The organism is Chromatiales bacterium, assembly GCA_014762505.1.
Lineage (GTDB): Bacteria > Pseudomonadota > Gammaproteobacteria > SpSt-1174 > SpSt-1174 > SpSt-1174.
In genome coordinates this window covers 86,413-109,531 of record JABURS010000043.1, presented here as the reverse complement: position 1 = coordinate 109,531, position 23,119 = coordinate 86,413, and the positions used below count along the sequence as shown (strand labels likewise).

The 23,119-nt window shown below is 65.0% G+C and carries 21 protein-coding genes and 1 tRNA gene; 16 read left to right on the top strand and 6 right to left on the bottom strand.

The annotated features are described in order from the left end of the window. Positions 1-203: 203 nt before the first annotated feature. The 3 genes from HUJ28_12290 to HUJ28_12280 are packed head-to-tail and all read right to left on the bottom strand — an operon-like array spanning position 204 to position 2,570. The gene (locus HUJ28_12290) at positions 204-638 is read right to left on the bottom strand and encodes a phage tail protein (GenBank protein MBD3620240.1); all 435 of its coding nucleotides are present in this window, start codon (positions 636-638) and stop codon (positions 204-206) included. Between the two features lie 29 nt (positions 639-667). Further along, positions 668-1,885 (bottom strand): phage tail sheath family protein, encoded by a 1,218-nt coding sequence (locus HUJ28_12285; GenBank protein ID MBD3620239.1) that lies wholly within the window; start codon positions 1,883-1,885, stop codon positions 668-670. 1 nt (position 1,886) lies between these two features. Continuing rightward, a complete protein-coding gene (locus HUJ28_12280; protein MBD3620238.1) occupies positions 1,887-2,570 on the bottom strand; it encodes a hypothetical protein in 684 nt (227 codons plus the stop codon). 469 nt (positions 2,571-3,039) lie between these two features. Here HUJ28_12280 and HUJ28_12275 point away from each other — a divergent pair, with 469 nt between their 5' ends. The 10 genes from HUJ28_12275 to HUJ28_12230 all read left to right on the top strand — a co-directional run bounded on the left by HUJ28_12275 (position 3,040) and on the right by HUJ28_12230 (position 13,105). After that, a complete protein-coding gene (locus tag HUJ28_12275; GenBank protein ID MBD3620237.1) occupies positions 3,040-4,518 on the top strand; it encodes a SulP family inorganic anion transporter in 1,479 nt (492 codons plus the stop codon). 13 nt (positions 4,519-4,531) lie between these two features. Continuing rightward, a complete protein-coding gene (locus HUJ28_12270; protein MBD3620236.1) occupies positions 4,532-5,386 on the top strand; it encodes a universal stress protein in 855 nt (284 codons plus the stop codon). 645 nt (positions 5,387-6,031) lie between these two features. After that, positions 6,032-7,915, top strand: a complete 1,884-nt coding sequence (locus HUJ28_12265; protein MBD3620235.1) for a copper resistance system multicopper oxidase — start codon at positions 6,032-6,034, stop codon at positions 7,913-7,915. A gap of 11 nt (positions 7,916-7,926) precedes the next feature. After that, the gene (locus tag HUJ28_12260; GenBank protein MBD3620234.1) at positions 7,927-8,640 is read left to right on the top strand and encodes a copper resistance protein B; all 714 of its coding nucleotides are present in this window, start codon (positions 7,927-7,929) and stop codon (positions 8,638-8,640) included. Between the two features lie 164 nt (positions 8,641-8,804). Beyond that, positions 8,805-9,248, top strand: coding sequence for a hypothetical protein (locus HUJ28_12255; protein ID MBD3620233.1), 444 nt, complete (start codon positions 8,805-8,807; stop codon positions 9,246-9,248). 157 nt (positions 9,249-9,405) lie between these two features. Continuing rightward, on the top strand, positions 9,406-9,636 hold the full coding sequence (locus HUJ28_12250) for a thioredoxin family protein (GenBank protein ID MBD3620232.1): 231 nt from the start codon (positions 9,406-9,408) through the stop codon (positions 9,634-9,636). Between the two features lie 109 nt (positions 9,637-9,745). Further along, on the top strand, positions 9,746-11,695 hold the full coding sequence (locus tag HUJ28_12245) for a heavy metal translocating P-type ATPase (GenBank protein ID MBD3620231.1): 1,950 nt from the start codon (positions 9,746-9,748) through the stop codon (positions 11,693-11,695). A 39-nt stretch (positions 11,696-11,734) separates the two neighbouring features. Continuing rightward, the gene (locus HUJ28_12240) at positions 11,735-12,160 is read left to right on the top strand and encodes a hypothetical protein (GenBank protein MBD3620230.1); all 426 of its coding nucleotides are present in this window, start codon (positions 11,735-11,737) and stop codon (positions 12,158-12,160) included. A gap of 64 nt (positions 12,161-12,224) precedes the next feature. Further along, a complete protein-coding gene (locus HUJ28_12235) occupies positions 12,225-12,782 on the top strand; it encodes a periplasmic heavy metal sensor (GenBank protein MBD3620229.1) in 558 nt (185 codons plus the stop codon). A gap of 68 nt (positions 12,783-12,850) precedes the next feature. Continuing rightward, entirely contained in the window at positions 12,851-13,105 is a 255-nt protein-coding gene (locus tag HUJ28_12230; GenBank protein ID MBD3620228.1) for an SHOCT domain-containing protein, read from the top strand. Positions 13,106-13,603: 498 nt separating this feature from the next. On the opposite strand, the gene HUJ28_12225 is transcribed toward HUJ28_12230, so the two are convergent. The 3 genes from HUJ28_12225 to HUJ28_12215 form a co-directional block, all read right to left on the bottom strand. Further along, a tRNA-Arg gene (locus HUJ28_12225) sits at positions 13,604-13,680 on the bottom strand. 52 nt (positions 13,681-13,732) lie between these two features. Further along, positions 13,733-14,554, bottom strand: a complete 822-nt coding sequence (gene cysQ, locus HUJ28_12220; protein ID MBD3620227.1) for a 3'(2'),5'-bisphosphate nucleotidase CysQ — start codon at positions 14,552-14,554, stop codon at positions 13,733-13,735. A 26-nt stretch (positions 14,555-14,580) separates the two neighbouring features. Next, positions 14,581-16,296, bottom strand: a complete 1,716-nt coding sequence (locus HUJ28_12215; protein MBD3620226.1) for a bifunctional sulfate adenylyltransferase/adenylylsulfate kinase — start codon at positions 16,294-16,296, stop codon at positions 14,581-14,583. 453 nt (positions 16,297-16,749) lie between these two features. Here HUJ28_12215 and HUJ28_12210 point away from each other — a divergent pair, with 453 nt between their 5' ends. The 6 genes from HUJ28_12210 to lptF all read left to right on the top strand — a co-directional run bounded on the left by HUJ28_12210 (position 16,750) and on the right by lptF (position 23,116). Continuing rightward, positions 16,750-18,555, top strand: coding sequence for a fatty acyl-AMP ligase (locus HUJ28_12210; GenBank protein ID MBD3620225.1), 1,806 nt, complete (start codon positions 16,750-16,752; stop codon positions 18,553-18,555). Further along, on the top strand, positions 18,552-19,514 hold the full coding sequence (locus HUJ28_12205; protein ID MBD3620224.1) for an NAD(P)-dependent oxidoreductase: 963 nt from the start codon (positions 18,552-18,554) through the stop codon (positions 19,512-19,514). Before HUJ28_12210 ends, HUJ28_12205 begins: the two co-directional genes overlap by 4 nt. After that, positions 19,504-19,770: an acyl carrier protein gene (locus HUJ28_12200; protein MBD3620223.1), complete on the top strand. Its 267-nt coding sequence runs from the start codon at positions 19,504-19,506 to the stop codon at positions 19,768-19,770. The genes HUJ28_12205 and HUJ28_12200 overlap by 11 nt, the downstream gene beginning before the upstream one ends. After that, the gene (locus HUJ28_12195; protein ID MBD3620222.1) at positions 19,767-20,981 is read left to right on the top strand and encodes an aminotransferase class I/II-fold pyridoxal phosphate-dependent enzyme; all 1,215 of its coding nucleotides are present in this window, start codon (positions 19,767-19,769) and stop codon (positions 20,979-20,981) included. The genes HUJ28_12200 and HUJ28_12195 overlap by 4 nt, the downstream gene beginning before the upstream one ends. 64 nt (positions 20,982-21,045) lie before the next feature. Continuing rightward, positions 21,046-21,993 carry a metallophosphoesterase gene (locus tag HUJ28_12190; protein MBD3620221.1) on the top strand — a complete coding sequence of 316 codons (948 nt, stop codon included), beginning with the start codon at positions 21,046-21,048 and terminating at the stop codon, positions 21,991-21,993. 22 nt (positions 21,994-22,015) lie between these two features. Beyond that, on the top strand, positions 22,016-23,116 hold the full coding sequence (gene lptF / locus HUJ28_12185) for an LPS export ABC transporter permease LptF (GenBank protein ID MBD3620220.1): 1,101 nt from the start codon (positions 22,016-22,018) through the stop codon (positions 23,114-23,116). The last annotated feature ends 3 nt before the right edge of the window (positions 23,117-23,119 follow it).

Below are 23,119 nucleotides of genomic sequence, written 5' to 3'. Positions count from 1 at the left end.
CCGTCGCACCAGGTCAACCCAGTGGTCGGGCGCCTCGTCTGCCGGCGCCTGCCCAGCGGGGCCCGTGTCCGTGAATGCGGACGTCTCTCCGAGCAGGCGTTGCTCGATCCGCCCCTGCCAGCGGTAGAGGCGCCACTGCCACGCCTGGAGCAGACCCAGTACGCGCGTCACCAACCGTCGTTCGAACTGGCGAAGGCTCGGCCTCATGCCCGCTCGAGGCCTTCATGGGTGATGACCATGGTCTCGATGGCGACCTCGTTCTCGCTTGCATCAAGACTGGCGCCGCGCCAGCTGCATGGCCAGGCGTTGCGCAGGTTCCAGCGCGTCGCCTCTTCCACCCCATTGGGCTTGCGCAGGATGACGGAGATATCCTTGCGCTGAATGTCGCCCTGCGCGATGGCCTTGAGCCAGTCCGTGAGTTCCCTGTTCTCCGTGAGCCCCCACTTCAGTGTGACGTCGCCGTACTTGACCCGCCCGGGCAGCTTGCGTACGGCAGGCCCCGCACCGCCCTCGCGGTATTCGATGGTCTCGATCTCGACGTTCAAGCCACTGACCTCGGTGAAATACCCGGCGTCCTGGTCCTGGATCTTCAGCACGAAGTTATATGCGCGATATGTCTCGTTGATGGCTTCAGCCATGATGTTCTACTCCCTGTCAGCTATGGGCCTCAGGCCTCGGCCTCGGCAGCGGTCACGGTGGCGGTCTCGCCGCTCCACTGTGAGACGCGGAAGATGACGAACTCGGCCGGCTTCACCGGTGCCACACCGATTTCCGTCACCATCTGGCCCGCGTCGATCACCTCGGGCGGATTGGTTTCCGCGTCGCACTTCACGTAAAACGCCTGCTCCGGTGTCGCGCCCATCAAGGCACCGGCACGCCACTGCAGGGTGAGGAAGGCGCGTATATCCCGCTCCACCGTCTTCCAGGTGTTCTCGTCGTTGGGTTCGAACACGGCCCAGCGCGTCCCGTCCTGGATCGACTCACGCAGGGCGAGCATGGTGCGGCGCACGGGGATGTAGCGATACTCGCTGGCCGCCTCGTCGAGGGTGCGCGCGCCCCAGATCAGGATGCCGCTGTCGGAGAAGAAACGGATGCAGTTGACGCCGGCGCGGTTCAACTCACCCTGCTCGGCATGGGTAACCTGGTAGGTCAGGCCCAACGCCTGGCGAATCGGTTCGTTGGCCGGCGCCTTGTGCACGCCGCGTGTCGCATCGGTACGCGCATACACCCCCGCCAGGTGGCCGCTGGGCGGCTGCGTCACCGGCTTGCCACTGTACTTGTCGGATACCACCAGCCAGGGAAAATAGAATGCACCGTAGCTCGACGCGCGCGGTCGCAGACCGGACGATGCGCGCCGACGGCTGCTGCCGCCCTCCTCGTCAGCATCGGCGGCGGTAGCGCCTGCCACCTCCTTGAGTGCATCCGGGTTTTCCCTGGCGCCTTCCGCTGCATCCAGGATGGCAAAGCGATCCCCCATGCCCTCGCAGTGGGACAGCAGCGCCTCGTAGGCCGCCGCATCGGTGGCACCGGGTGCCGCGACCATGGCGATCTCGTCGATCGATGCGAGCGCGTGCACGCCGCTGCGCTTTCGGGCATCGCCGGCCACCGTGCCCTTCTCGCCGATATTCAGGACATAACAACGTGATCCGCCGTTATCGAAGAACCCATGCACCGCCCGGGACAGGACGGTCGACTCCTTTCCCGACGGGTTGAACAGGCGCTCGAATTCGCTGGGGTTGTTGCAGGCCCTCGGGGTTTCGACAAACCGGCTGCTGTCGGGCGCCACACCGATGAAGGCCGCCGTGCGTGTCCCGACCATCTCGATCGGGCGCGCACCGGATTTGACCTCCTCGACGTAAATTCCGGGTGAAAGATACTCAGGCATCTCAGGCCTCCGTCAGGTCCAGGTGAATCGTGACGGGCCCCGGCTGATCGGGCCGGTGCTCCGCGGTGGTTGCCAGATCGCGCCCCTTGGCACGTATGCGCAGCTGCTTGCGTACGGGCTCCACGGGGATGGCGGTGAGGCAGAAATAACCCTTGCGGTCACTCACGGCGTGGCGACCAAAGGCCGGCAGCTCCACCCGGGCGCCAACCACGGGATGGTCACCGGGACCCAGCAGCACCCCCTCGAACCGACCGAGGACCTGGGCGCGCAGCGTGGGCGGCTCGCGGATGAGCTGTACAGGTGCCAGTTCGCGCTCGGGCTCGAAACGGGCGCAGAGCAGGAAGGCCGGGCGCGGGGCAATGCCGAATGCAGCCCAGGCCGTGGCGGGCAGGGGCTCGAGATCAAGCTGGTAGTCAGGGTGCTCGGCCAGCTGTATGGCCAGCTCGCCCAGCCTGCGGTGTGCGATCAGTGGGTCCTCGTCCCAGGCGGTGACGAGGTAGCGCAGCAGGAGACTGAAGGTTTTCGACCGGCCGCGGTTGGCCGGCGGGGCATGCTGCATGTCCAGCAGATAGAGACTCAGGCATCCATGTTTCGGACAGAGACCGGGCGGCTCAAGGCTGACGTCCACGTCACCCAGTGTCGAAACCATCCATGCCTTCAGCGTGTTGTCGATTCCGTCGATCAACGAAGAGGTCCCTCTTCATCATCCTGAAACAAGGCGCAACCGGCGCCACGTGTCGCGATATCCCATCATCCCGCCCGGCAGTCATCCAGGATGACCCTGCCGAACGGCATCGCGACCCATGGAATCTAGTTTTATCACCCCCCAGATGCAAGCCCGGTCGCAAAACCTGTCGACAAGGCAACCCGTCACTGTCATGGGGGCAACATGGAAATCCGGCAGCGTTGCCGGTATCATTCGCGTCCCGTAATCCCCGACCTTGAAATACCCGATGCCGCATCCGCACCGCTGGCTACCGAGTCCGCCGTAGCCATCCGCGCCTCGCGCTCACAGCAATAGAGCGCACCCTCAATTCGCCTTGATCCACGGGCGACACAGTCCCCCTGTGCCTGCACGACAGGCCCTCAGATTCATCACGACACCGGCCGGCGCCCGATGCCGGACACCGTCGCAAGCAACGGAAAACAGCAACATGTACGAGACGATACGCAGAGACTGGTTCGGCAACATCCGCAACGACCTGCTCGCCGGCCTGGTGGTCGCCCTGGCCCTGATCCCGGAGGCCATCGCCTTTTCCATCATCGCCGGGGTGGATCCCAAGGTCGGGCTCTATGCCTCCTTCGCCATTGCCGTGATCATCGCCTTCACGGGCGGGCGCCCGGGCATGATTTCGGCGGCCACCGCTGCCATGGCCGTGCTCATGGTCACGCTGGTCAAGGAACACGGCCTGGAATACCTGCTGGCCGCCACCCTGCTCACCGGCGTGATCCAGATCGTCTTCGGCTTCCTCAAGCTCGGCTCGCTGATGCGCTTCGTCTCCCGCTCGGTGATGACGGGCTTCGTCAACGCCCTGGCCATCCTCATCTTCATGGCCCAGCTGCCCGAACTCACCAACGTCACCTGGCACGTCTACGCCATGACCGCCGCGGGCCTTGGCATCATCTACCTGCTGCCCCTGGTCACCAAGGCCGTACCCTCTCCGCTGGTCACCATCGTGGTGCTCACGGCGATCGCCATGTACTTCAATATCGACGTGCGCACCGTGGGCGACATGGGCGACCTGCCGGATACCCTGCCGGTCTTCCTCTGGCCCGACGTACCGCTCAACCTCGAGACCCTGGCCATCATCTTCCCCTACTCCCTGTCGCTGGCCATCGTCGGCCTGCTGGAGTCGCTCATGACAGCGAGCATCATCGACGACCTCACCGACACGAAGAGCGACAAGAACCGCGAGTGCAAGGGCCAGGGCGTCGCCAACATCGGCTCGGGCCTCATCGGCGGCATGGCCGGCTGCGCCATGATCGGCCAGTCGGTCATCAACGTGAAATCCGGCGGCCGCGGACGTCTGTCCACCTTCGCAGCAGGCATCTTCCTGCTGATCATGGTGGTGTTCCTCGACACCTGGGTCGCGCAGATCCCGATGGCCGCGCTGGTGGCGGTGATGATCATGGTCTCCATCGGCACCTTCAGCTGGCGCTCGATTCCCGACATGAGGAAGCACCCTCCGAGTACCAGCATCGTCATGGTCATGACCGTGATCGTGGTGGTCTTCACCCACAATCTCGCCTTCGGCGTGCTCACCGGCGTGCTGCTGGCCTCGCTGTTCTTCGCCAACAAGGTGGGCCAGTACAAGTACGTGGTCTCGAAGCTCTCCGAGGACGGCAACACCCGCAGCTACCGCGTGGTCGGCCAGGTCTTCTTCGCCTCGGCGGACAAGTTCATCGAATTCTTTGATTTCAAGGAGGCGGTTGATAAGGTGATGATTGATCTCACCGAGGCCCATTTCTGGGACATCACCGCCGTGGCCGCGCTGGACCGTGTGGTGATAAAGTTCCGACGCGAGGGCACCGAGGTGGAGGTCATCGGGCTCAACGAGGCCAGTGCCACCATCGTCGACCGCTTCGCCGTGCATGACAAGCCGGATGCCGTTGATAAACTCATGGATCACTAGGGAGGACACAACAATGACAAACGTGATCGCCTGCATCGACGGCTCCACGGCCTCGCCCGCCGTCTGCGACTACGCCGCCTGGAGCAGCCGGCAGATGGACGCCCCCCTGGTGCTGCTGCACGTGCTGGACAAGAGCGAATTCCCCAGCGGCAAGCGCAACCTGAGCGGGAACCTCACCTTCGGCAACCGCGAAAGCCTGCTCAACGAACTGGCCGAGCTGGACGCCCAGCGCAACAAGATCGCGCTGGAACAGGGCCGGCTGATGCTGGAAGAGGCCTACGACCGCGTGAAGGCCGCCGGCATTGCCGAGGCCGACCGCCGCCAGCGCCATGGTGACCTGCTCGAGACCCTGGTCGAGCTGCAGGAGGAGACCCGCCTGCTGGTGCTGGGCAAGGAAGGCGAGCATACCGACAGCCTCGGCGAGCACATCGGCAGCAACGTCGAGAGCGTGGTGCGTACCGTGCAGCGCCCGGTGCTCGTCACAACCACCGAATACACCGAACCGCGCCGCATCATGATCGCCTTCGACGGCAGCGACACCACCCGCAAGTGCGTGGAGATGGTCGCCGGCAGCCCGCTGTTCAAGGGCCTGCCCGTGCACGTCGTCATGGTCGGCGACGACAAGCCCGAAAACCAGACCCAGCTCGACTGGGCGCGCGAAACCCTGCAGGCCGCCGGCTTCGAGGCACCGGCCTGCATCCAGGCCGGCGACGTCGAGACCGTGCTCTGCAACTACCGCAAGGAACACGCCATCGACCTCATCGTGATGGGCGCCTATGGTCACTCCCGCATCCGCCAGTTCCTCGTCGGCAGCACCACCGCCAACGTCGTGCGGCATGCGCATGTGCCGGTATTGCTGCTGCGTTAGGCGTCAGGAGCAAAACAGTGCCGCAAGGGCGCGCCGGCGATATTGCCGGCGCGCCCGGCACGAAACCTATCACGCATTTCATGGTCCGAGTCTGGCATGCATACCTCGTGCCGCATGTCGCGGCGGGCGTACTTGCAACCCAACACCGGATGGCATAGACTTCATAGCGTGAACAGACTGACACACAGCCTGCTGAGCCTGCTGGTTACCGTCACACTCCTGACGGTGCCGCTACAGCCCCTGTTCGCCATGCCAGCCACCAGTGACGACAGCATGCAGATGCACGAACGCAGCGGCGTGGCACATCCCATGCCAATGGATGCGGCGGATCAGCATGAAAACACACACGACTGCGATTGCTGCCCACCCGGCACCTGTCATTCTGCCTCCATGAGCTGCAGCACCGGCCAGTGCGGCAGCTGCACCTTTTCCATCATCGCCCTTCCCCCCTCCCAGACGCCGACACTGGCGGATGGACACGCCCGTCTCAAGTCCGTTTCTGCGGTCGCCTCCCCCCCAGATAGCCTGTACCGCCCACCCCGTAGCTGATTTCCCCCTGTTGAACGCAGAACGGCCCTCTAGTGGCCGAAACGTTTCATGCCTGGCGTCTGTTCGCGCAGACACCACAAGCAGAGGAAAACCAGTATGGGCAACAAGATTCTCCTGCCGCGCCACCGGGGTTTCTCCCCCTCGCGCCGGCGTTTTGTCACGGGCGTCGCCGGCGGCGCGCTGCTCGGGCTGACCGCAGGCCCCAGCCTTGGCACCACCCGTAATCCGCACCAGGGGCCACAGATACTACACGGCAGCCATTTCGAGCTGACCTATAGCCCGACACGGGTCAACTTCACCGGGAAGGAGCGCATCGCCACCGCCATCAACGGCTCCGTACCTGCCCCGGTCCTGCGTATGCGCGAGGGCGACACCGTCACGCTGCGCGTGAACAACATGATGGCCGAGGACACGTCCATCCACTGGCACGGACTCATCCTTCCAAGCACACAGGACGGCGTGCCGCACATCAGTGACGGGTTCAAGGGCATCAGACCCGGCGAGAGCTTCACCTACAGCTTTCCGGTCATCCAGAATGGTACCTACTGGTATCACAGCCACTCGGGCTTTCAGGAACAGACCGGCTCCTACGGCGCCATCATCATCGATCCGAAGGCCCCGGAGCCCTTCGCCTACGATCGCGATCACGTCGTCGTACTGTCCGACTGGAGCGACGAAGACCCGTATCGCATCTACGCCAAACTCAAGAAGCTTTCGCACTATTACAATTTCCGCGAGCGCACGCTGGGAGAACAGATCGCAGAGCTCAAGGAAAAGGGCTTCGACGACTACATGGCGGCACGCGCCATGTGGAACGAGATGCGCATGTCGGACCGTGACATATCGGACGTCACCGGCTACACCTACACCTTCCTGATGAACGGCGTAACACCCGACGACGGCTGGGTGGGCATGTTCAAGCGCGGCGAGAGGGTTCGGCTACGCATCATCAATGCGGCGGCCATGACCTTCTTCGACCTGCGTATCCCCGGCCTGAAGATGACCGTGGTCGCCGCCGATGGCCAGTACGTGGAACCGGTCACCGTGGACGAGATTCGCCTCGGTGTGGCCGAGACCTATGACGTGATCGTGGAGCCGAAGGACGATCGGGCCTATACCGTCTTCGCGCAGGCCATCGACCGCTCGGGTTACGCTCGCGGCACCCTCACCCCCGACCCTCGGCTGGCCGTCGATGTGCCGCCGATGGATCCGGCACCCGTACTCAGCCACATGGACATGGGCATGGACATGAGCGGCATGGGGCACGCCGGGCACGACATGTCGACCATGCCCGACAATTCCCCCAACACACCAGCCATCGACCATTCCGGACACGACATGTCCCAGATGTCCGGCATGGACCACTCAGGGCACGACATGTCCCATGCCGGCCACGACATGGGTCGCGACAGCATGACCGCCGGCGCCATGGGAAACGGCCGTGCGGGCTATGGCAGCAAGGCCCCCATCGTCCATGCCCGGACAGAGTACGGCCCACACATCGATATGCGGGCCGAAGCCCCGCAGTACCGGCTGGATGACCCCGGCATCGGCTTGCGCGGCAACGGGCGCCGCGTGCTCACGTACGCGGATCTCGTCAACCTTCATGCCACGCCCGATCCACGCGAACCCGAACGCGAAATAGACCTGCATCTCACCGGCAACATGAGTCGTTACATGTGGTCGGTCAATGGCGTCAAGTTCGCGGATGCCGAACCGCTGCATTTCCGGTACGGCGAGCGACTACGCATCAATCTCATCAACGACACGATGATGAACCATCCCATCCACCTGCACGGCATGTGGAGTGACCTGGAGACCGGCGAGCCCGGGCGCATCCCACGCAAGCACACGGTGATCGTCCAGCCAGGCGCCATGATCAGCTATCTGGTCACGGCCGACGCCCTGGGCAGCTGGGCCTATCACTGCCACCTGCTTTACCACATGCCGGGCATGTTCCGGAAAGTCGTCGTGAGCTGAGGAGAACTGTCATGCAGAACATTAAACACGCCTTGCTCGCAGTCGGAATGCTGACCGCACTCCCGGCAGGCGCCCTGGCCGGGGCCGAGGATGACCCACTGCTGGCTATGGTCAAGATCGACCAGTTCGAATGGCGCGACGTCGATGACGGCGACCTCTACGCCTGGGAGGGCGAGGCCTGGGTCGGCCATGATCTCAACAAGTTATGGATCAAGACCGATGGCGAGCGTCTTGAGGGCAAGACGGAATCCGCTACCGGCGAATTCCTCTACAGCCGGGCTGTCGCGCCGTACTGGGATTTACAGGTCGGCTGGCGCCGCGACTTTGAGCCCGATCCGGAACGCGACTGGGCCGCCATCGGATTCTCCGGTCTGGCGCCCTACTTCTTCGAGGTGGATGCCTTCGTCTACGCCGGCGGCAATGACGGCAACCTCGCCGCCAGCCTGCAGGGCGAATACGAAATCCTCTTCACCCAGCGGCTGATTCTGTCTCCGGAGGTGGCGCTCAACTGGCAGAAGGACGAAGACCCCGAGGTCGGTCTCGGCTCCGGCTTCACCGATCTGGAGGCCGGCCTGCGACTGCGTTACGAGATCCGTCGCGAATTCGCGCCCTATATCGGCGTGAACTGGGAGAAGAAGTTCGGCGGCACCGCCGACCTGCTCGAGGCCGCCGGCGAAGACACCACCGAGACCCATCTGGTAGCCGGGGTAAGGGCCTGGTTTTAAGGGACCGCTCCGGGGTCATCACAGGACCCCGGGGCCGCCTGCCCACACAGACTAATACCATGATATTTCAAATGTTATTGCTGGTTTGCAGTTTGCCGGGCCGACGACTACTTTCTCAGGTAGACCCGTCGGCCAGGCAATCTCGGAGGGATTGGAGGATTGGCATGAACAGGCAGCACGTCAACCTGAATAGGCACTTCCAGAGACACCGCCGGCTGGCGGCGACGCTGGTTCTGCTGTGGCTTGCCAGCTGGACGGTGCTCGCGCTCGAGCCCTGCTGCGAAGCGGTGGCGGCGGCGATGCCGCATGCACACACCACGGCGAACAACCATCCCTACTCGGCAGGTACCACGCCGCCCCCCCTGGGGCATGGTCACGACACGGGCGTGCACTGCCCGTCGATCGAGTCCCCGGCCGGTGAAGCGCCCTATTTACCCATCTCGGGCGAGCCCAAATCCGGTTTCGACTCGCCCAACGGCCTCTTCACGCACCTCCCACGCACCCTCGGCCTTACGCCACGACTCATAAGCCGCCACGTCCTACTGCTCCGGCGGTACCTCCCGACCGGACGAGCCTTGTTCCTGCGCACCGAACGCCTGCGCATCTAGACAACACCAACCCCTAACGGCACCGGAGCGCGCCTGCCTCACGAGGCCGCCTTTCAAACGCCTGCCGTGGTGGTCCCTCATCTTCCGGACCCACCTGAAGCCACAACGCAGGGTACCCGCCGCCACACCGCAGAAGCCGCGGCAACCGAGGTCATCCATGAACGTCAAGATCATAGCCACGCGAACCTGTAAACATCGTCTCAATCTCGAACGCGAACTTCGGGACCTGGGCATTGACTACGAACTCGTGTTCGTGGAGGAGCATCCCCAGGAAGCCCTACGCCTCGGCATCCGGCATTCACCCTGCCTGGTGGTAGACGACAATGTCATCTCCCGCGAGGTCCCCACCGAGCACGAGTTGCGTGCACTGTTCGCCGGAGTCAAGTGAGATGCACACCCACGCACACAATGCCGATCTTCCCACGGCAGGGCTCCAGGCACGCGCGGGAGGGAATCAGCACGATCACACCGGGCATGCCGGCCATGACCACGGGGCAATGATCACCGACTTCCGGCTCCGCTTCTGGGTCTCGCTGGCACTGACCGTCCCCATCCTGCTGCTGTCGCCGCTGATCCAGTCGGTACTGGGCATCGGCGACGCGCTGGCGTTTGTGGGCGACAGCTACGCCCTGTTCGCGCTCTCCAGCATCGTCTATTTCTACGGCGGCTGGCCCTTCCTGACCGGCCTACTCGACGAGTTTGGCAAGCGTCAGCCGGGCATGATGACGCTTATCTCGCTCGCGATCACGGTGGCCTACCTCTACTCGGCCGCAGTGGTATTGGGGCTGCCCGGCGGCGTGTTCTTCTGGGAGCTCGCCACGCTGATCGACGTGATGCTGCTCGGCCACTGGATCGAGATGCGCTCGGTCATGGGCGCCTCGCGCGCCCTCGAAGAGCTGGTGCGTCTGATGCCGGCCGATGCACACCGGCTGGACGCGCAGGGCCACACCGAGGAGGTTCCGGTAACCGAGTTGCGTGCCGGCGACCGGGTGCTGGTCAAACCCGGCGAGAAGATCCCCATCGACGGCAACGTGATCGAGGGCCGCAGCTCGGTCAACCAGGCCATGCTCACTGGCGAGAGCCGTCCGGTTGAAAGAGGTATGGGCGATGAGGTGATCGGCGGCTCCGTCAACGGTGAGGCCAGCCTGACGGTGGAAGTACAAAAGACCGGCGATGAGACCTATCTAGCCCAGGTCATCGACATGGTGCGCCAGGCCCAGGCCTCGCGTTCCCGCACCCAGGACCTCGCGAACCGCGCGGCCCTGTGGCTCACCCTCATTGCCCTCACCGCCGGCGGCACCACGCTGGCGGCATGGCTGCTACTTGGCGCTGATTTCCAATTTTCCCTCGCGCGCATGGTCACGGTCATGGTCATTACCTGCCCGCATGCCCTGGGCCTCGCGGTACCACTGGTGGTAGCCGTCTCCACCTCGCTGTCGGCCAGCCATGGCCTGTTGATCCGCGACCGCTCCGCCTTCGAGCGCGCGCGGACGCTTCAGGCCGTCGTGTTCGACAAGACCGGCACGCTTACCGAAGGGCGTTTCGGCGTCACCGATGTGATCGCACTCGCGGACCGCGGTGAAGACGAGATCCTCCGCCTGGCCGCCGGGCTCGAAAACCAGTCGGAGCACCCCATCGCCCAGGGCATTGTTACCGCCGCCGTCGAGCGAGACATCGACATTCCGCGAACACGCGCGTTCCACGCCATCCCCGGCAAGGGGGCCGAGGCGGAAGTTGATGGCAACACCGTGAAGGTCGTGAGCCTCGGCTACCTCGCCGAACAGAAGATCAAGGTCGATGACGACCGCGTAGAGGACGCGGCGGCCGCCGGGAAGACCGTCGTTTACGTGCTCGTGGATGAGGCGCCGGTGGGCGCCATCGCGTTGGCCGACATCATACGCGACTCCTCGCGCGAGGCCCTGCGTCGGCTCAAGGACAAGGGCATCCAGGTGATGATGCTGACAGGGGATGCCACGGCCGTGGCGCAATGGGTGGCCGAGGAACTGGAGCTGGACGACTACTTCGCCGAGGTCCTTCCCGACCAGAAGGCGGAAAAGATCAGGGAGGTGAAGTCACGCGGTCTGCAAGTGGCCATGGTGGGTGACGGTGTCAACGATGCCCCGGCGCTCGTGGAGGCCGATGTCGGCATCGCCATCGGCGCCGGCACTGACGTCGCGATGGAATCCGCCGATATCGTGCTGGTCCGCTCCGACCCGCGTGACGTAGCAGCCATCATCGAACTGGCCCAGGCGACCTACGCCAAGATGATCCAGAATCTCTGGTGGGCAACCGGTTACAACGTTGCTGCCATCCCACTCGCCGCCGGCGTCTTCTACTGGGCCGGCCTGCTGCTCTCGCCGGCCGTCGGGGCGATGCTGATGTCGCTATCCACTGTCATCGTTGCCGTCAATGCAAAGTTGCTGGGTTGGACTCAGATGAACGATTGAAAGGCGTGCATTCACAGCACCTGAAGGAGGGACCACTCCATGAAATCCATAAGCCTGTTTACAACGTTACTTCTTGCAGCTATCGCGTTCACGCCGATGAATCTCGGCGCGACCGAACACATACCACAACCGCCGACTCTGCCTCGCGATGCGGGCGACCCATCCGAGGCATTACAAGCGTATCCACTCGGCGTGATCGACGAGCTTACAGCCTTCGGACAGCATGGGGGAGCCCATCAGAAAATCACTCTACCCAACGGGCACATGGGATGGGTCTACGAATATGGGTATGGGCATGGCACACATCGCTACATCCTGGAATTCGACCAGCGAGGCGTGGTCAGCAATGTCATTTACCGGGGACTGGGGCCACATGATGGCATATCGGCACTCATTCTCCAGTCCCCTCAAATCGAAAAACCACGCGAAGAGCACGGAGGATGGCAATGGCCTTCTTCAAACTGAGCCAAAGGGGCTCACACACACGCGACCCAGGTCGCGATAACACAACCGGCAAGGAGTAACTGCCATGAAATGCACGATCAGTAAATCGCTCAAACCGGTCCTGCTGACAACGGTCTTCGCGGCCATCCTCAGCAGCGGCACAACCGCCTTCGCCCATGGCTACGGCGGAATGATGGGTGAGGCCTACGGGCCCTGTCAGAACGGCATGCAAATGGGCATGATGGGCCCGGGTGTGGGCATGGGCTACGGAATGGGCATGATGGGCGGCCCGATGATGGGAGGCCCTGGCTACGGCCAGGGCTATGGCAACCCCATGGCCATGATGAACCTGAGCGACGACCAGCGTCAGAAACTGTTCGATCTCCAGCAGAAGGCACAAAAGGAGCGCTGGGAGCACATGACCGACATGCAGGAAGCGATGCTGGAGCTGCAAAAGGAATGGGCCAAGGAAGACCCGAATCCGGATACCGTCTCCAAGGCCTATCAGAAAATGTCGGATATCCGGCTGGAGATGATGCGTGAAGGCCTGGAAACGCGGCAGCAGATGATGCAGATGCTCGACAAGGAGCAGCGTCAACAGTTCCGCGGCATGATGGGGCCCGGCATGGGCATGATGCAGTAACCCTGCGACCGGCACGCGATAACGCGTGCCGGTTTTTCCCCCTTGAACAAAACCAGGAGACTCTCATCATGTACGACTCCGGCTGGGGCGGCCATTCGTTTTTCGGTATGGGACTGGGCGGCGGCCTGCTCATGCTCCTGTTCTGGATCGTCGTCATTCTGGGCATCGTGGCACTTGCACGGTGGCTATGGAGCAGCACCCCGAGTGGGACGGGCAAATCCGGAAGCGAACAAAGCCGCGCCCTGGATATCCTCGACGAACGCTATGCCAGGGGTGAAATCGACGAAGACGAGTACCAGGAAAAACGACGTAAGCTGCAATGACCGACTGATGTTACATGGCACCGCGGCGTTAGGCCTTAGGTGAAAGGCGAAAGCCTATGCGCCACAGAGGGCACAGAGCACACAGAGGAAGAGCAGACACGGTTGTCTCTTTGCCACCTGCAGCAGAATCTTTCGCCAAGCAACAACAAGAAGGCCCCGTGCATCGAGGCCTTTTTTTCATATGGCGCGCCCGAGAGGATGGGCCGCTCCGGCGGCGGCCTCGCGCGCTGCGCTCGGCTCGAACCCGCTTTGTCTATCGTCAGAGGTTCGAAACCTCTCGGGCGATGGCGCATGGATGACCATAAAAAAGGCCCCATGTATCGGGGCCTTTTTTTACATATGGCGCGCCCGAGAGGATGGGCCGCTCTGGCGGCGGCCTCGCGCGCTGCGCTCGGCTCGAACCCGCTTTGTCTATCGTCAGAGGTTCGAAACCTCTCGGGCGATGGCGCATGGATGACCATAAAAAAGGCCCCATGTATCGGGGCCTTTTTTTACATATGGCGCGCCCGAGAGGATTCGAACCTCTGACCTTCGCCTCCGGAGGGCGACGCTCTATCCAGCTGAGCTACGGGCGCCTGTGACGGGCGGTTGAACGGGGCCTAGGATAGCCCTTTGACGCTGTGGCGTCTATGCGGGCTCGATGTCGGCGGGCAGCATCTCGCGCCAGGGATAGGGCGGATTGCCTTCGACCATGAAGTAGGGATTGAGCAGGTCTTCCTTGTTGTAGGCCAGCGGCCTGCCGGAGAGATCGGTGACCTGCCCGCCGGCCTCGTTGACGATGGCGTGCGCCGCGCCGGTGTCCCATTCCATGGTGGGGCCGAGGCGGGGATAAAGATGCGCCGCACCCTCGGCGACGAGACAGAGCTTGAGCGAGCTGCCCATGCTCACGACCTCGAAGTCGCCCACCTGGTCGAGGAAACGCTTGAGGGTCTCGCCGCCATGCGAGCGGGAGGCGACGATGTTCGGGGTGCTGCCGTCGTAGGCCGCCACGTGGATGGGCCGCGGGGTGTCCTGACCGTCCTGGCGGAAGGCACCGTGACCGCGTGCCGCAAAGTACAGGCGGTCGAGCACGGGGGCATAGACCACGCCCAGCACCGGCACGCCGTCCTCGTCGACCAGTGCGATGTTGACGGTGAACTCGCCGCTGCGCTTGACGAACTCCTTGGTCCCGTCCATCGGATCCACCAGCCAGTAGCGGGACCAGCCGGCGCGCTCGCTGTAGGGCGCCTGCCGCGATTCCTCGGACAGCACCGGGATGCTGGCGTCCAGCTGGCGCAGGCCGTCGACGATGACGCGGTTGGAGGCGAGGTCGGCGCGGGTCAGCGGGGAGTCGTCGCCCTTGGTCTGGACGTCGAAGTCGTCGCTCTCGTAGACACGCAGAATGGCGGCCCCGGCCTCGCGGGCTAGGTCGCAGACGGCGGGCAGCAGGGCCTGGGTATCGACGGGCATGATGTACGGATTCCTGGGTCGGCGTGTTACTTGAGGAAGCCCATGCTCTCCATCTTGAGCAGGATGCGATGGGCGGCCTCGTCGGCACTGGCATCGGCGGTGTCGATGCGCATCTCGGGGTTCTCCGGCTCCTCGTAGGGATCGCTGATGCCGGTGAATTCCTTGATGAGGCCGGCGCGCGCCTTGGCATACAGCCCCTTGCGGTCACGCTGCTCGCAGACCTCCAGCGGGGTGGCGACATGCACCTCGATGAAGCCGCCGTGGGCCTCGGCCATCTCGCGCACCTGGCGGCGGGTGGCCGCGTAGGGCGCGATCGGCGCGCAGATGGCGATGCCGCCGGCCTTGGCGATCTCGGCGGCGACGAAGCCGATGCGCTGGATGTTGAGATCGCGGTGCTCGCGCGAGAAGCCGAGCTCGCTGGACAGGTTCTTGCGCACCAGGTCGCCGTCAAGCAGCGTCACCGGGCGACCGCCCATCTCCATGAGCTTCACGCGCAGGGCGTTGGCGATGGTCGACTTGCCGGAGCCCGACAGGCCGGTGAAGAAGATCACCAGCCCCTGGCGGTCGCGCGGCGGGTAGCCGCGACGCAGCTCCTGCACCACGCCCGGGTAGGAGAACCACTCGGGGATGTCGAGCCCTTCGCGCAGGCGGCGGCGGAATTCGGTGCCGGAGATGTTGAGCACGGTCTCGCCCTCGGCCACCTCGTCGATCGGCACGTACTGGGCGCGCTCCTGCACGTACACCATCATCTGGAAGGGCACCATCTGGATGCCGAGCTCGTCCTGGTAGGTCGCCACCAGTTCCTGGGCGTCGTAGGGCCCGTAGAAGTCCTCGCCCGCCCGGTTCTTGCCGGGACCGGCGTGGTCGCGCCCGACGATGAAGTGGGTGCAGCCGTAGTTCTTGCGGATGATGGCGTGCCACAGCGCCTCGCGCGGACCGCCCATGCGCATGGCCAGACCCAGCAGCGACAGGCCGGTGGTCTGGTCGGGGTAGCAGTCCAGGATCTTCTCGTAGCAGCGCACGCGCGTGTAGTGATCGATGTCGCCCGGCTTGGTCATGCCGACCACGGGCTGGATCAGGAGATTGGCCTCGACCTGCTGCGCGGCCCGGAAGGTGAGCTCCTGGTGGGCGCGATGCATCGGGTTGCGGGTCTGGAAGGCGACCACGCGACGCCAGCCCCACTTCACGAACTTCTCGCGCAGCTCGCGCGGGGTGTCGCGCAGGTGACGGAAATCGTAGTGGGTGGGCGGCTCGATGCCCTCGAGGCTGCCGCCGAGATAGACGGGGTTGGAACGGTTGAGCAGGAAATCCACGCCCGGGTGCAGGTCATCGTCGCTGCCGAACACGGCCACGGCCTCGGCCCGACGATCCGGCGTCCACATGTCGGTCACGGTGAGGATGGCGATCGGCACGCCCTCGGGGCAGCGCAGGGTAATACGATCCCCCGCCTTCACGTTGCCGGCGAAGGCCTCGCTCACGTCCAGGGTGATCGGCATCGGCCAGAGGGTGCCGTCTGCCAGGCGCATGTCGGCGAGCACGGCACGGTAATCGGCCTCGCCCAGGAATCCCGTGAGCGGGGAGAAGGCACCATTGAGCAGCAACTCGGCGTCACAGAGCTGGCGCGGGGTCAGATCCCAGGAAGGCAGGTCCGAGACCTCGCGCTTGAGCGCCTCGACGCGCGCGGAATCGGCATAAAGCTCCTTGAGCTCGCCCCCATGTGGGGCGATCAGGCCTGTTGTCATGTGGTGCTTACTCTTGCAAGTCCGTGAAATCTGTCATGCCCGCTGCTCGGGCACGATACATGCATGCCCAATGGCTGGAGACTAACGGGCGGGGGGAGAGGGTGCCACAGTGGCGGATGCACATTCTGTGCAGCACGTTCCATCAATTCCCTGCCCGGGATGATAGTTTTGGGTCGCCACGCCTTTGCCCGGGGGTAGGCGATGGTACCGAAACCGGGCGGGACGTGTCGAGTGCCGATTGAAATCACCCTGCCCGGCGTCGTATCATCGCTCGCTTATATTATGTGCCTGACAGGGTGGCGCCTAGGATAGGCCCCTGCGGCCTGGGGAAACGGGTGACTTCTGCTGTGAAATGAACCACTTGGGGAATTCAGCGGTCGTACTTTACTATTTGCCCGAACAGATTGACGCAACAACCGGATATTTCCGAAAAACGGAATAAGGAACACTGTAATGCAGCCGACAGGCAGTTCGCATGATCTAGCTTTGCGACCTTCTACATTCTCGACCCTGTGCGAAGCCCTGGATTATGCCGCTGGCGGTGAAACTGGCGTGAACTTCTACAACGCGCGGGGCGAGCTGTATGCCGCCGCGAAATATGCCGAGCTGCGTGAACAGGCCCTGGAGCTGGCGCGTCGACTGGTCGGGCTGGGCATCGAGAAAGGCGGGCGCGTGGCCCTGGTCGCCGAGACCACGCCCGACTTTGTCCGCTTCTTCTGGGCTTGTCAATACGCCGGTCTGGTGCCCGTCCCCCTGCCCGCCACCGTGCACATCGGCGGCCATGCCGCCTACGTCTCCCAGCTGCGCAAGCTGATCGAGAACTGCGGCGCCGCCGCCGCGATGGCGCCGTCCGAGTGGATGAGCTTTCTCGAGGAGGCCGTGGAAGGCCTCGACCTGCGCTGCGTGGGCACCCCCGAGGTCTTCGACCAGCTCGAGCCGGCCACCGGCGAACTGCCGGGCGCCGAACCGGGCGATACCGCCTACATCCAGTACACCTCGGGCAGCACCCGCTTCCCCCGTGGCGTGGTCATCGACCACACCACAGTGCTGGCCAACATCCACGACATGGCCGTGCACGGACTGGAGCTGAACGAGCAGGATCGCTTCGGCTCCTGGCTGCCCTTCTTCCACGACATGGGGCTGGTGGCCTTCATCATCATGCCGATGGTCACCCAGCGCTCGGTGGACTTCCTCGGCACCCACGACTTCGCCATGCGCCCGCGCAAGTGGCTGGACATGATGTCGGCCAACCGCGCCACCATCACCTCCGCCCCGCCCTTCGGTTACGACCTGGCGGCCATGCGGGTGCGTGCGCGCGATGCCGAGCAGTGGGACCTCAGCGCCCTGCGCGCCGCCTGCGTGGGCGCCGAGATGATCAGCCCGGAGCCGCTGCAGCGCTTCGCCGAGGCCCTGGCGCCTGCCGGCTTCAATCCGCGCGCCTACCTGCCCTGCTACGGCATGGCCGAATGCTCGCTGGGCATCAGCTTCGCCAAGCTGGGCGCCGACCTGGGCATCGACTACATCGACGCCGAGCACCTGCAGCATGAAAGCGTGGCCCGCCCGGTGGACCCGGAACAGGCCAAACGCGACGGCACCCGCGTGGCCCGCTACGTGGACTGCGGCGTGATGCTGCCCACCTTCGAGGTCTCGATACGCGACGACAACGGCAACCCGCTGCCGGAGCGCCATGCCGGAGCCATCCACGTGCGCGGCCCCAGCGTCATGAGCGGCTACTTCCACGACGAGGCCGCCACCCGCGAAGTACTGAGCGAAGACGGCTGGCTCAACACCGGCGACATCGGCTACCTGATCGGCGACCGGCTGTTCGTCACCGGCCGCAAGAAGGACATGATCATCGTGCACGGCCGCAACATCTGGCCGCAGGATCTCGAATACCTGGCCAAGACCCAGCCCGGCGTGCGCTATACCGACGTGGCCGCCTTCTCCGTCACCTCCGAGGAGGATCAGCACGAGATGGCCGCCCTGGTGGTGCAGTGCCGCGAGCGCGACAACGAGAAGCGCGAGCAACTGGTGAAGAACATCAAGGGCCTGGTTCGCGCCGAGTTCGGCATCGAGTGCATCGTCGAGCTGGTGCCGCCGCGCACCCTGCCGCGCACCTCGTCCGGCAAGCTCTCGCGCTCGCGCGCCCGCCTGGACTACATCGCCCGCAAGCAGGGCACCGCCTCGCGGGTCGGTTCCGAGGCCTCGCGCACGCGTTCCGCACAGCCGGCCGGGGACCCGATCCGACGCCTGGCATGACCGCAACAGTCGCCGTTACCGGGGCGTCGGGTTTCGTCGGACAGGCCCTGGTCGCGCAACTGCTGGAATCGGGGTGGCGGGTCAGGGCGCTGGTGCACCGGCAGACCCTGCCGCTGCGTCACCAGGCACTGGAAACGGTCACCGGCGGACTGCACGACGAAGCCTCCCTGCAGCAGTTGCTGGCCGGCGCGGACGCCGTGGTGCATGTAGCCGGCCGCGTACGCGGACGCACGGAACAGGATTTCCGGCCGATCAACGCCGACGGCGCCGAGCGCATTGCCCGTATCGCCCTGGCCCAGCCCCGGCCTCCCCGCCTCATCCTGATCTCGTCCCTTGCCGCCCGCGAACCGGGCCTGTCGCCCTATGCCGCGAGCAAGCGCGAGGGCGAGGTGCGCCTGGCCTCGGTGGCGGAAGGCACGGCCCTGTCCTGGGCGGTGCTGCGGCCACCGGCGGTATACGGGCCGGGGGACCGCGAACTGCTGCCGCTGTTCAATACCATGGCCTGGGGGCTGACGCCCCTGCTCGGCTCGCCTGGCGCGCGCGCCTCCCTGCTGCACGTCAGCGACCTGGCCACCGCCGTCCTCAGCCTGCTGGACAGTGAGGCGCGTGGAACGTATGAAATACACGACGGTCGTAGCGAGGGTTACAGCTGGGAAGACATCGCCACCATCGTCGAGGACGTCACCGGGCGCGGCCGTGGCCTGCGGCTGAGGGTCCCGGGCGCGCTGCTGCGCGGCCTTGCCGCCGCCAACCTCCTCGCTGCGCGTCTGTTCGGCTATCTGCCGATGCTGACGCCAGGCAAGGTAAATGAACTTCGCCATCCCGACTGGGTTTGCGACAATACCGAATTCAGTCGCGCCACCGGCTGGCAGCCCACCATCACCCTGCGTGACGGGCTACCCTTACTGCTCAAGCGAGCGCGACCTCGGACGGATGAGGGCATATCGAATGTCGAGTGAGACCAAAGACCTGTACCAGGAGATCCTGCAGACGCTGTTTCACCTGCTGGAACGCTTCCCGACCAAGAACATCGAACTGAACGAGCAGACCAACCTGGTGGCGGACATGGGTCTGGACTCCATCAACGTCATGGAACTGCTGACGGAGATCGAGGACCATTTCGACGTGATCGTCCCCCTGAACGTGATGGCCGATGTCAGCACCGTCCAGGATCTCGCCAACCAGGTCAAACGGCTTGCCGAGGATAAGTCATGAGTATTTCCAAACGCTTCGCCGAACTCACACACATTCGTGACGCCCTGGGAGCGGCCGACGCCGACCCCAGCCGGGTCGTCATGGAGAAGCTGCTGTCCGCCACCGAGGCCATGATCGCCGGCAGGCGCACCATTCTTGCCGGCACCAACAACTACCTCGGCCTCACCTTCGAGCAGGGCATTCTCGATGCGGCCTGCGACGCCCTGCACGAACAGGGCAGCGGCACCACCGGCTCGCGCATGGCCAATGGCAGCTTCTCCAGCCACGTCGCGCTGGAACAGGAATTTGCGGATTTCTACGGCGTGCCGTCGGCGATGATCTTCTCCACCGGCTACCAGGCCAACCTCGGCCTGATCATGGGCCTGCTGCGCGCGGGCGACAAGGTGGTGCTCGACGCCCACAGCCACGCCAGCATCTATGACGGCTGCCGCATCAGCGGGGCGGACTTCTTCACCTTCCGCCACAACGACCCGGACGACCTGCGCAAGCGTCTCGGCCGTCTAGGCGCGGACGCCGAGGGTTCACTGGTCATCACCGAGGGCCTGTACAGCATGCTGGGCGACACCGCCCCGCTGGCGGAGCTCTGCGCCGTGGCCAAGGAATTCGGCGCCTACTTCATGGTGGACGAGGCCCACTCCCTGGGCGTGTACGGCGAGAGAGGCCTGGGCGTGGCTGAACAGACCGGCATCCTCGACGAGGTGGACTTCATCACCGGCACCTTCAGCAAGAGCCTGGGCTCGCTGGGCGGTTTCTGCGTCAGCCGCCACGAAGAACTCAACCTGCTGCGTTACGGCAGCCGCCCCTACATCTTCACCGCCTCCTCGAGCCCGGCCAATATCGCCGCGGCACACTGGGCACTGAAGGCCATCCGCACCCGCCCCGAGATCAAGGAGCGGCTGTGGGCCAACGTGGACCGGCTTTACACCGGCCTCACCGACCTGGGTTGCAAGCTCGCCTCGCCACCCAGCCCGGTGGTCGCGGTACGCGTGGAGTCCCACGACGAGGCGGCCCGCATCTGGAACGAGCTGCTGGCCAGCGGCGTCTACGTCAACCTGGTGGTCCCGCCCGCCTCGCCGGACGGCGCCTCGCTGCTGCGCTGCAGCATGAGTGCCGGTCACAGCTTCGAGCAGATCGATGCCATCGTGGCCGCCTTCGGGGACGCCCGTGCCAGCACGGCCTTTGCCTCGGCCCGCTGCGGCGGCCAGGACTAGGCGCTCGCGGGCCGGGCCACGTGCCCGGCCCGCCATATCAACCCGGCAAACCACGACGACGCTGATGCAGCCCCGCCGCCACCCAGAGGACACGAGCAGCACGGTACTGGCACACCTGTCGGACCCGCACCTGCCGTTGCCCGCCGGTGTGCCGCCCACTGCCGTACTCAACAAGCGCCTGCTGGGCCTGCTCTCCTGGTACACGAAACGCCACAAGCGCTACCTCCCCGAGACCCTGGACCGCCTGGTGGCGGACCTGCATGCCCAAGCCCCGGACTGGATCACCGTGACCGGCGACCTCACCAATCTCGGCCTGGAGAGCGAATACCGGCAGGCGCGCGCCTGGCTGGATCGCCTTGCCGACCCCGCGCGCGTGATGATCGTGCCCGGCAACCACGACGCCACCGTACCCGGCGCCTGGGAGCAGGGCGCCGCCCACTGGGCGCCCTACTGGCAGGGCGACGCAACGGATGCAGCCGCGGACGATGTGGACAATGCCTTCCCGGTGCTGCGTCGCCGCGGCCCACTGGCCTTGATCGGGCTGTCCAGCGCCGTTGCCTCGCCCGCGGGACTGGCCGTGGGCCGGGTCGGCGCGGCACAGCGCGAGCGCCTCGTGCAGCTGCTGCGCAGCACGCGTGCCGAGGGCCTGTTCCGCGTCCTGCTCATCCATCACCCGCTCATCGAGGGCACGGTCAGCCGCCGCAAGCGCCTGGTCGACAGCGCCGAGCTGCAGGCGCTGCTGGCCGCCGAGGGCATCGAGCTGGTCATCCATGGCCACGGCCACGAGAGCCATCACCAGGCGCTGGAGACCCGTGACGGTCACGCCCCGGTGATCGGCGTCCCCTCCGCCTCCTCGGTGCACGGCGAACTGGCGGCGTATCATCTCTACCGCATCACCCGTGCCGGGCGGGGCTGGGAACTGGAACTCACCGCGCGGCGCGTAGGCATGGACCACCGCGTGGAGACGAGCACATGCACCACCCAGTCGATCGAACGCGCACACGCCGCGTGATGGCCATCGGCCGGTCACGACCATGCTGATCGACCGCTACATCGTCCGCGAGATCCTGCGCCCGGTTATCCTGGGGGTAGGCCTGTTCCTGCTCGTCTACACCGGCTTCAGCCTCTCCAAGAACCTCGCCATGGCGGCCGACGGGCTCATCGACATGCTCACCGCCCTCAAGCTGGTGGGGCTGTCCAGCATCACCACGCTGGAGATCATCCTGCCCACCTCGATGTTCTTCTCCGTGCTGTTCGTCATGGGGCGGCTGTACCAGAACGGCGAGATCGCCGTGCTCGCCTCGGTGGGCGTCTCCCCGCTGCGCCTGCTGGGCAGCGTCGGCATGGCCGCCCTGCTCATTGCCACGGTGGTGGCCCTGCTTTCGGTATTCGGTCGCCCCTGGGCCTACGACAGCATCTATCGCCTGGAGGGTCGCGCCATCAGCCAGCTCGACGCCAGCAACCTCTCGGCCGGGCGCTTCGTCTCGCTGGACGACGACGGCTACATGTTCATCGCCGACGAACGCGCCGAGGAAGAGGGGCTGCATCGCAAGGTCTTCCTCTTCCAGACCCACCTGGACGAGGACGGCGCCAGCTACATCGAGCTGATACGTGCCGAGACGGCCCGCCTGCCCCGGCTGGACCCCGGGCAGGAGGCGCTGCTGACCTTCGGCGACGGCTACAGCTACCTGCTCGACCAGGCCGGCGAGACCGACTGGAGCATGCGCTTTGCGGAGATGAACATTATCTGGGGTGCCGCCGAGGAGGCACGGGAGAAATACCGCAACAAGGCCACCCCGACCTTCGAGCTGGCGCGATCGACCGATCCGAAGGATATCGCCGAATACCAGTGGCGCCTGTCCACCCCGCTGGCCAGTATCCTGCTGGCCCTGCTCGCCTTCCCGCTGGCCCGTTCGCGGCCGCGGGCATCGCAGACCCGGGGCAACCTGCTGGCGGTAGCCGCCTATCTGTTGATCTTCACCGAGATCACGGTGATACGCACCCTCGTCGAGCAGGGCAGCATTCCGGCGGTACCCGGGCTGTGGCTCGCCTATCTGCTGCCGCTGGCACTGCTGCTGGGGCTGATGCTGCCGGGGGCACGTCTGCGGCCACTGCGCCTGCGGGGGGCCCACTGACGC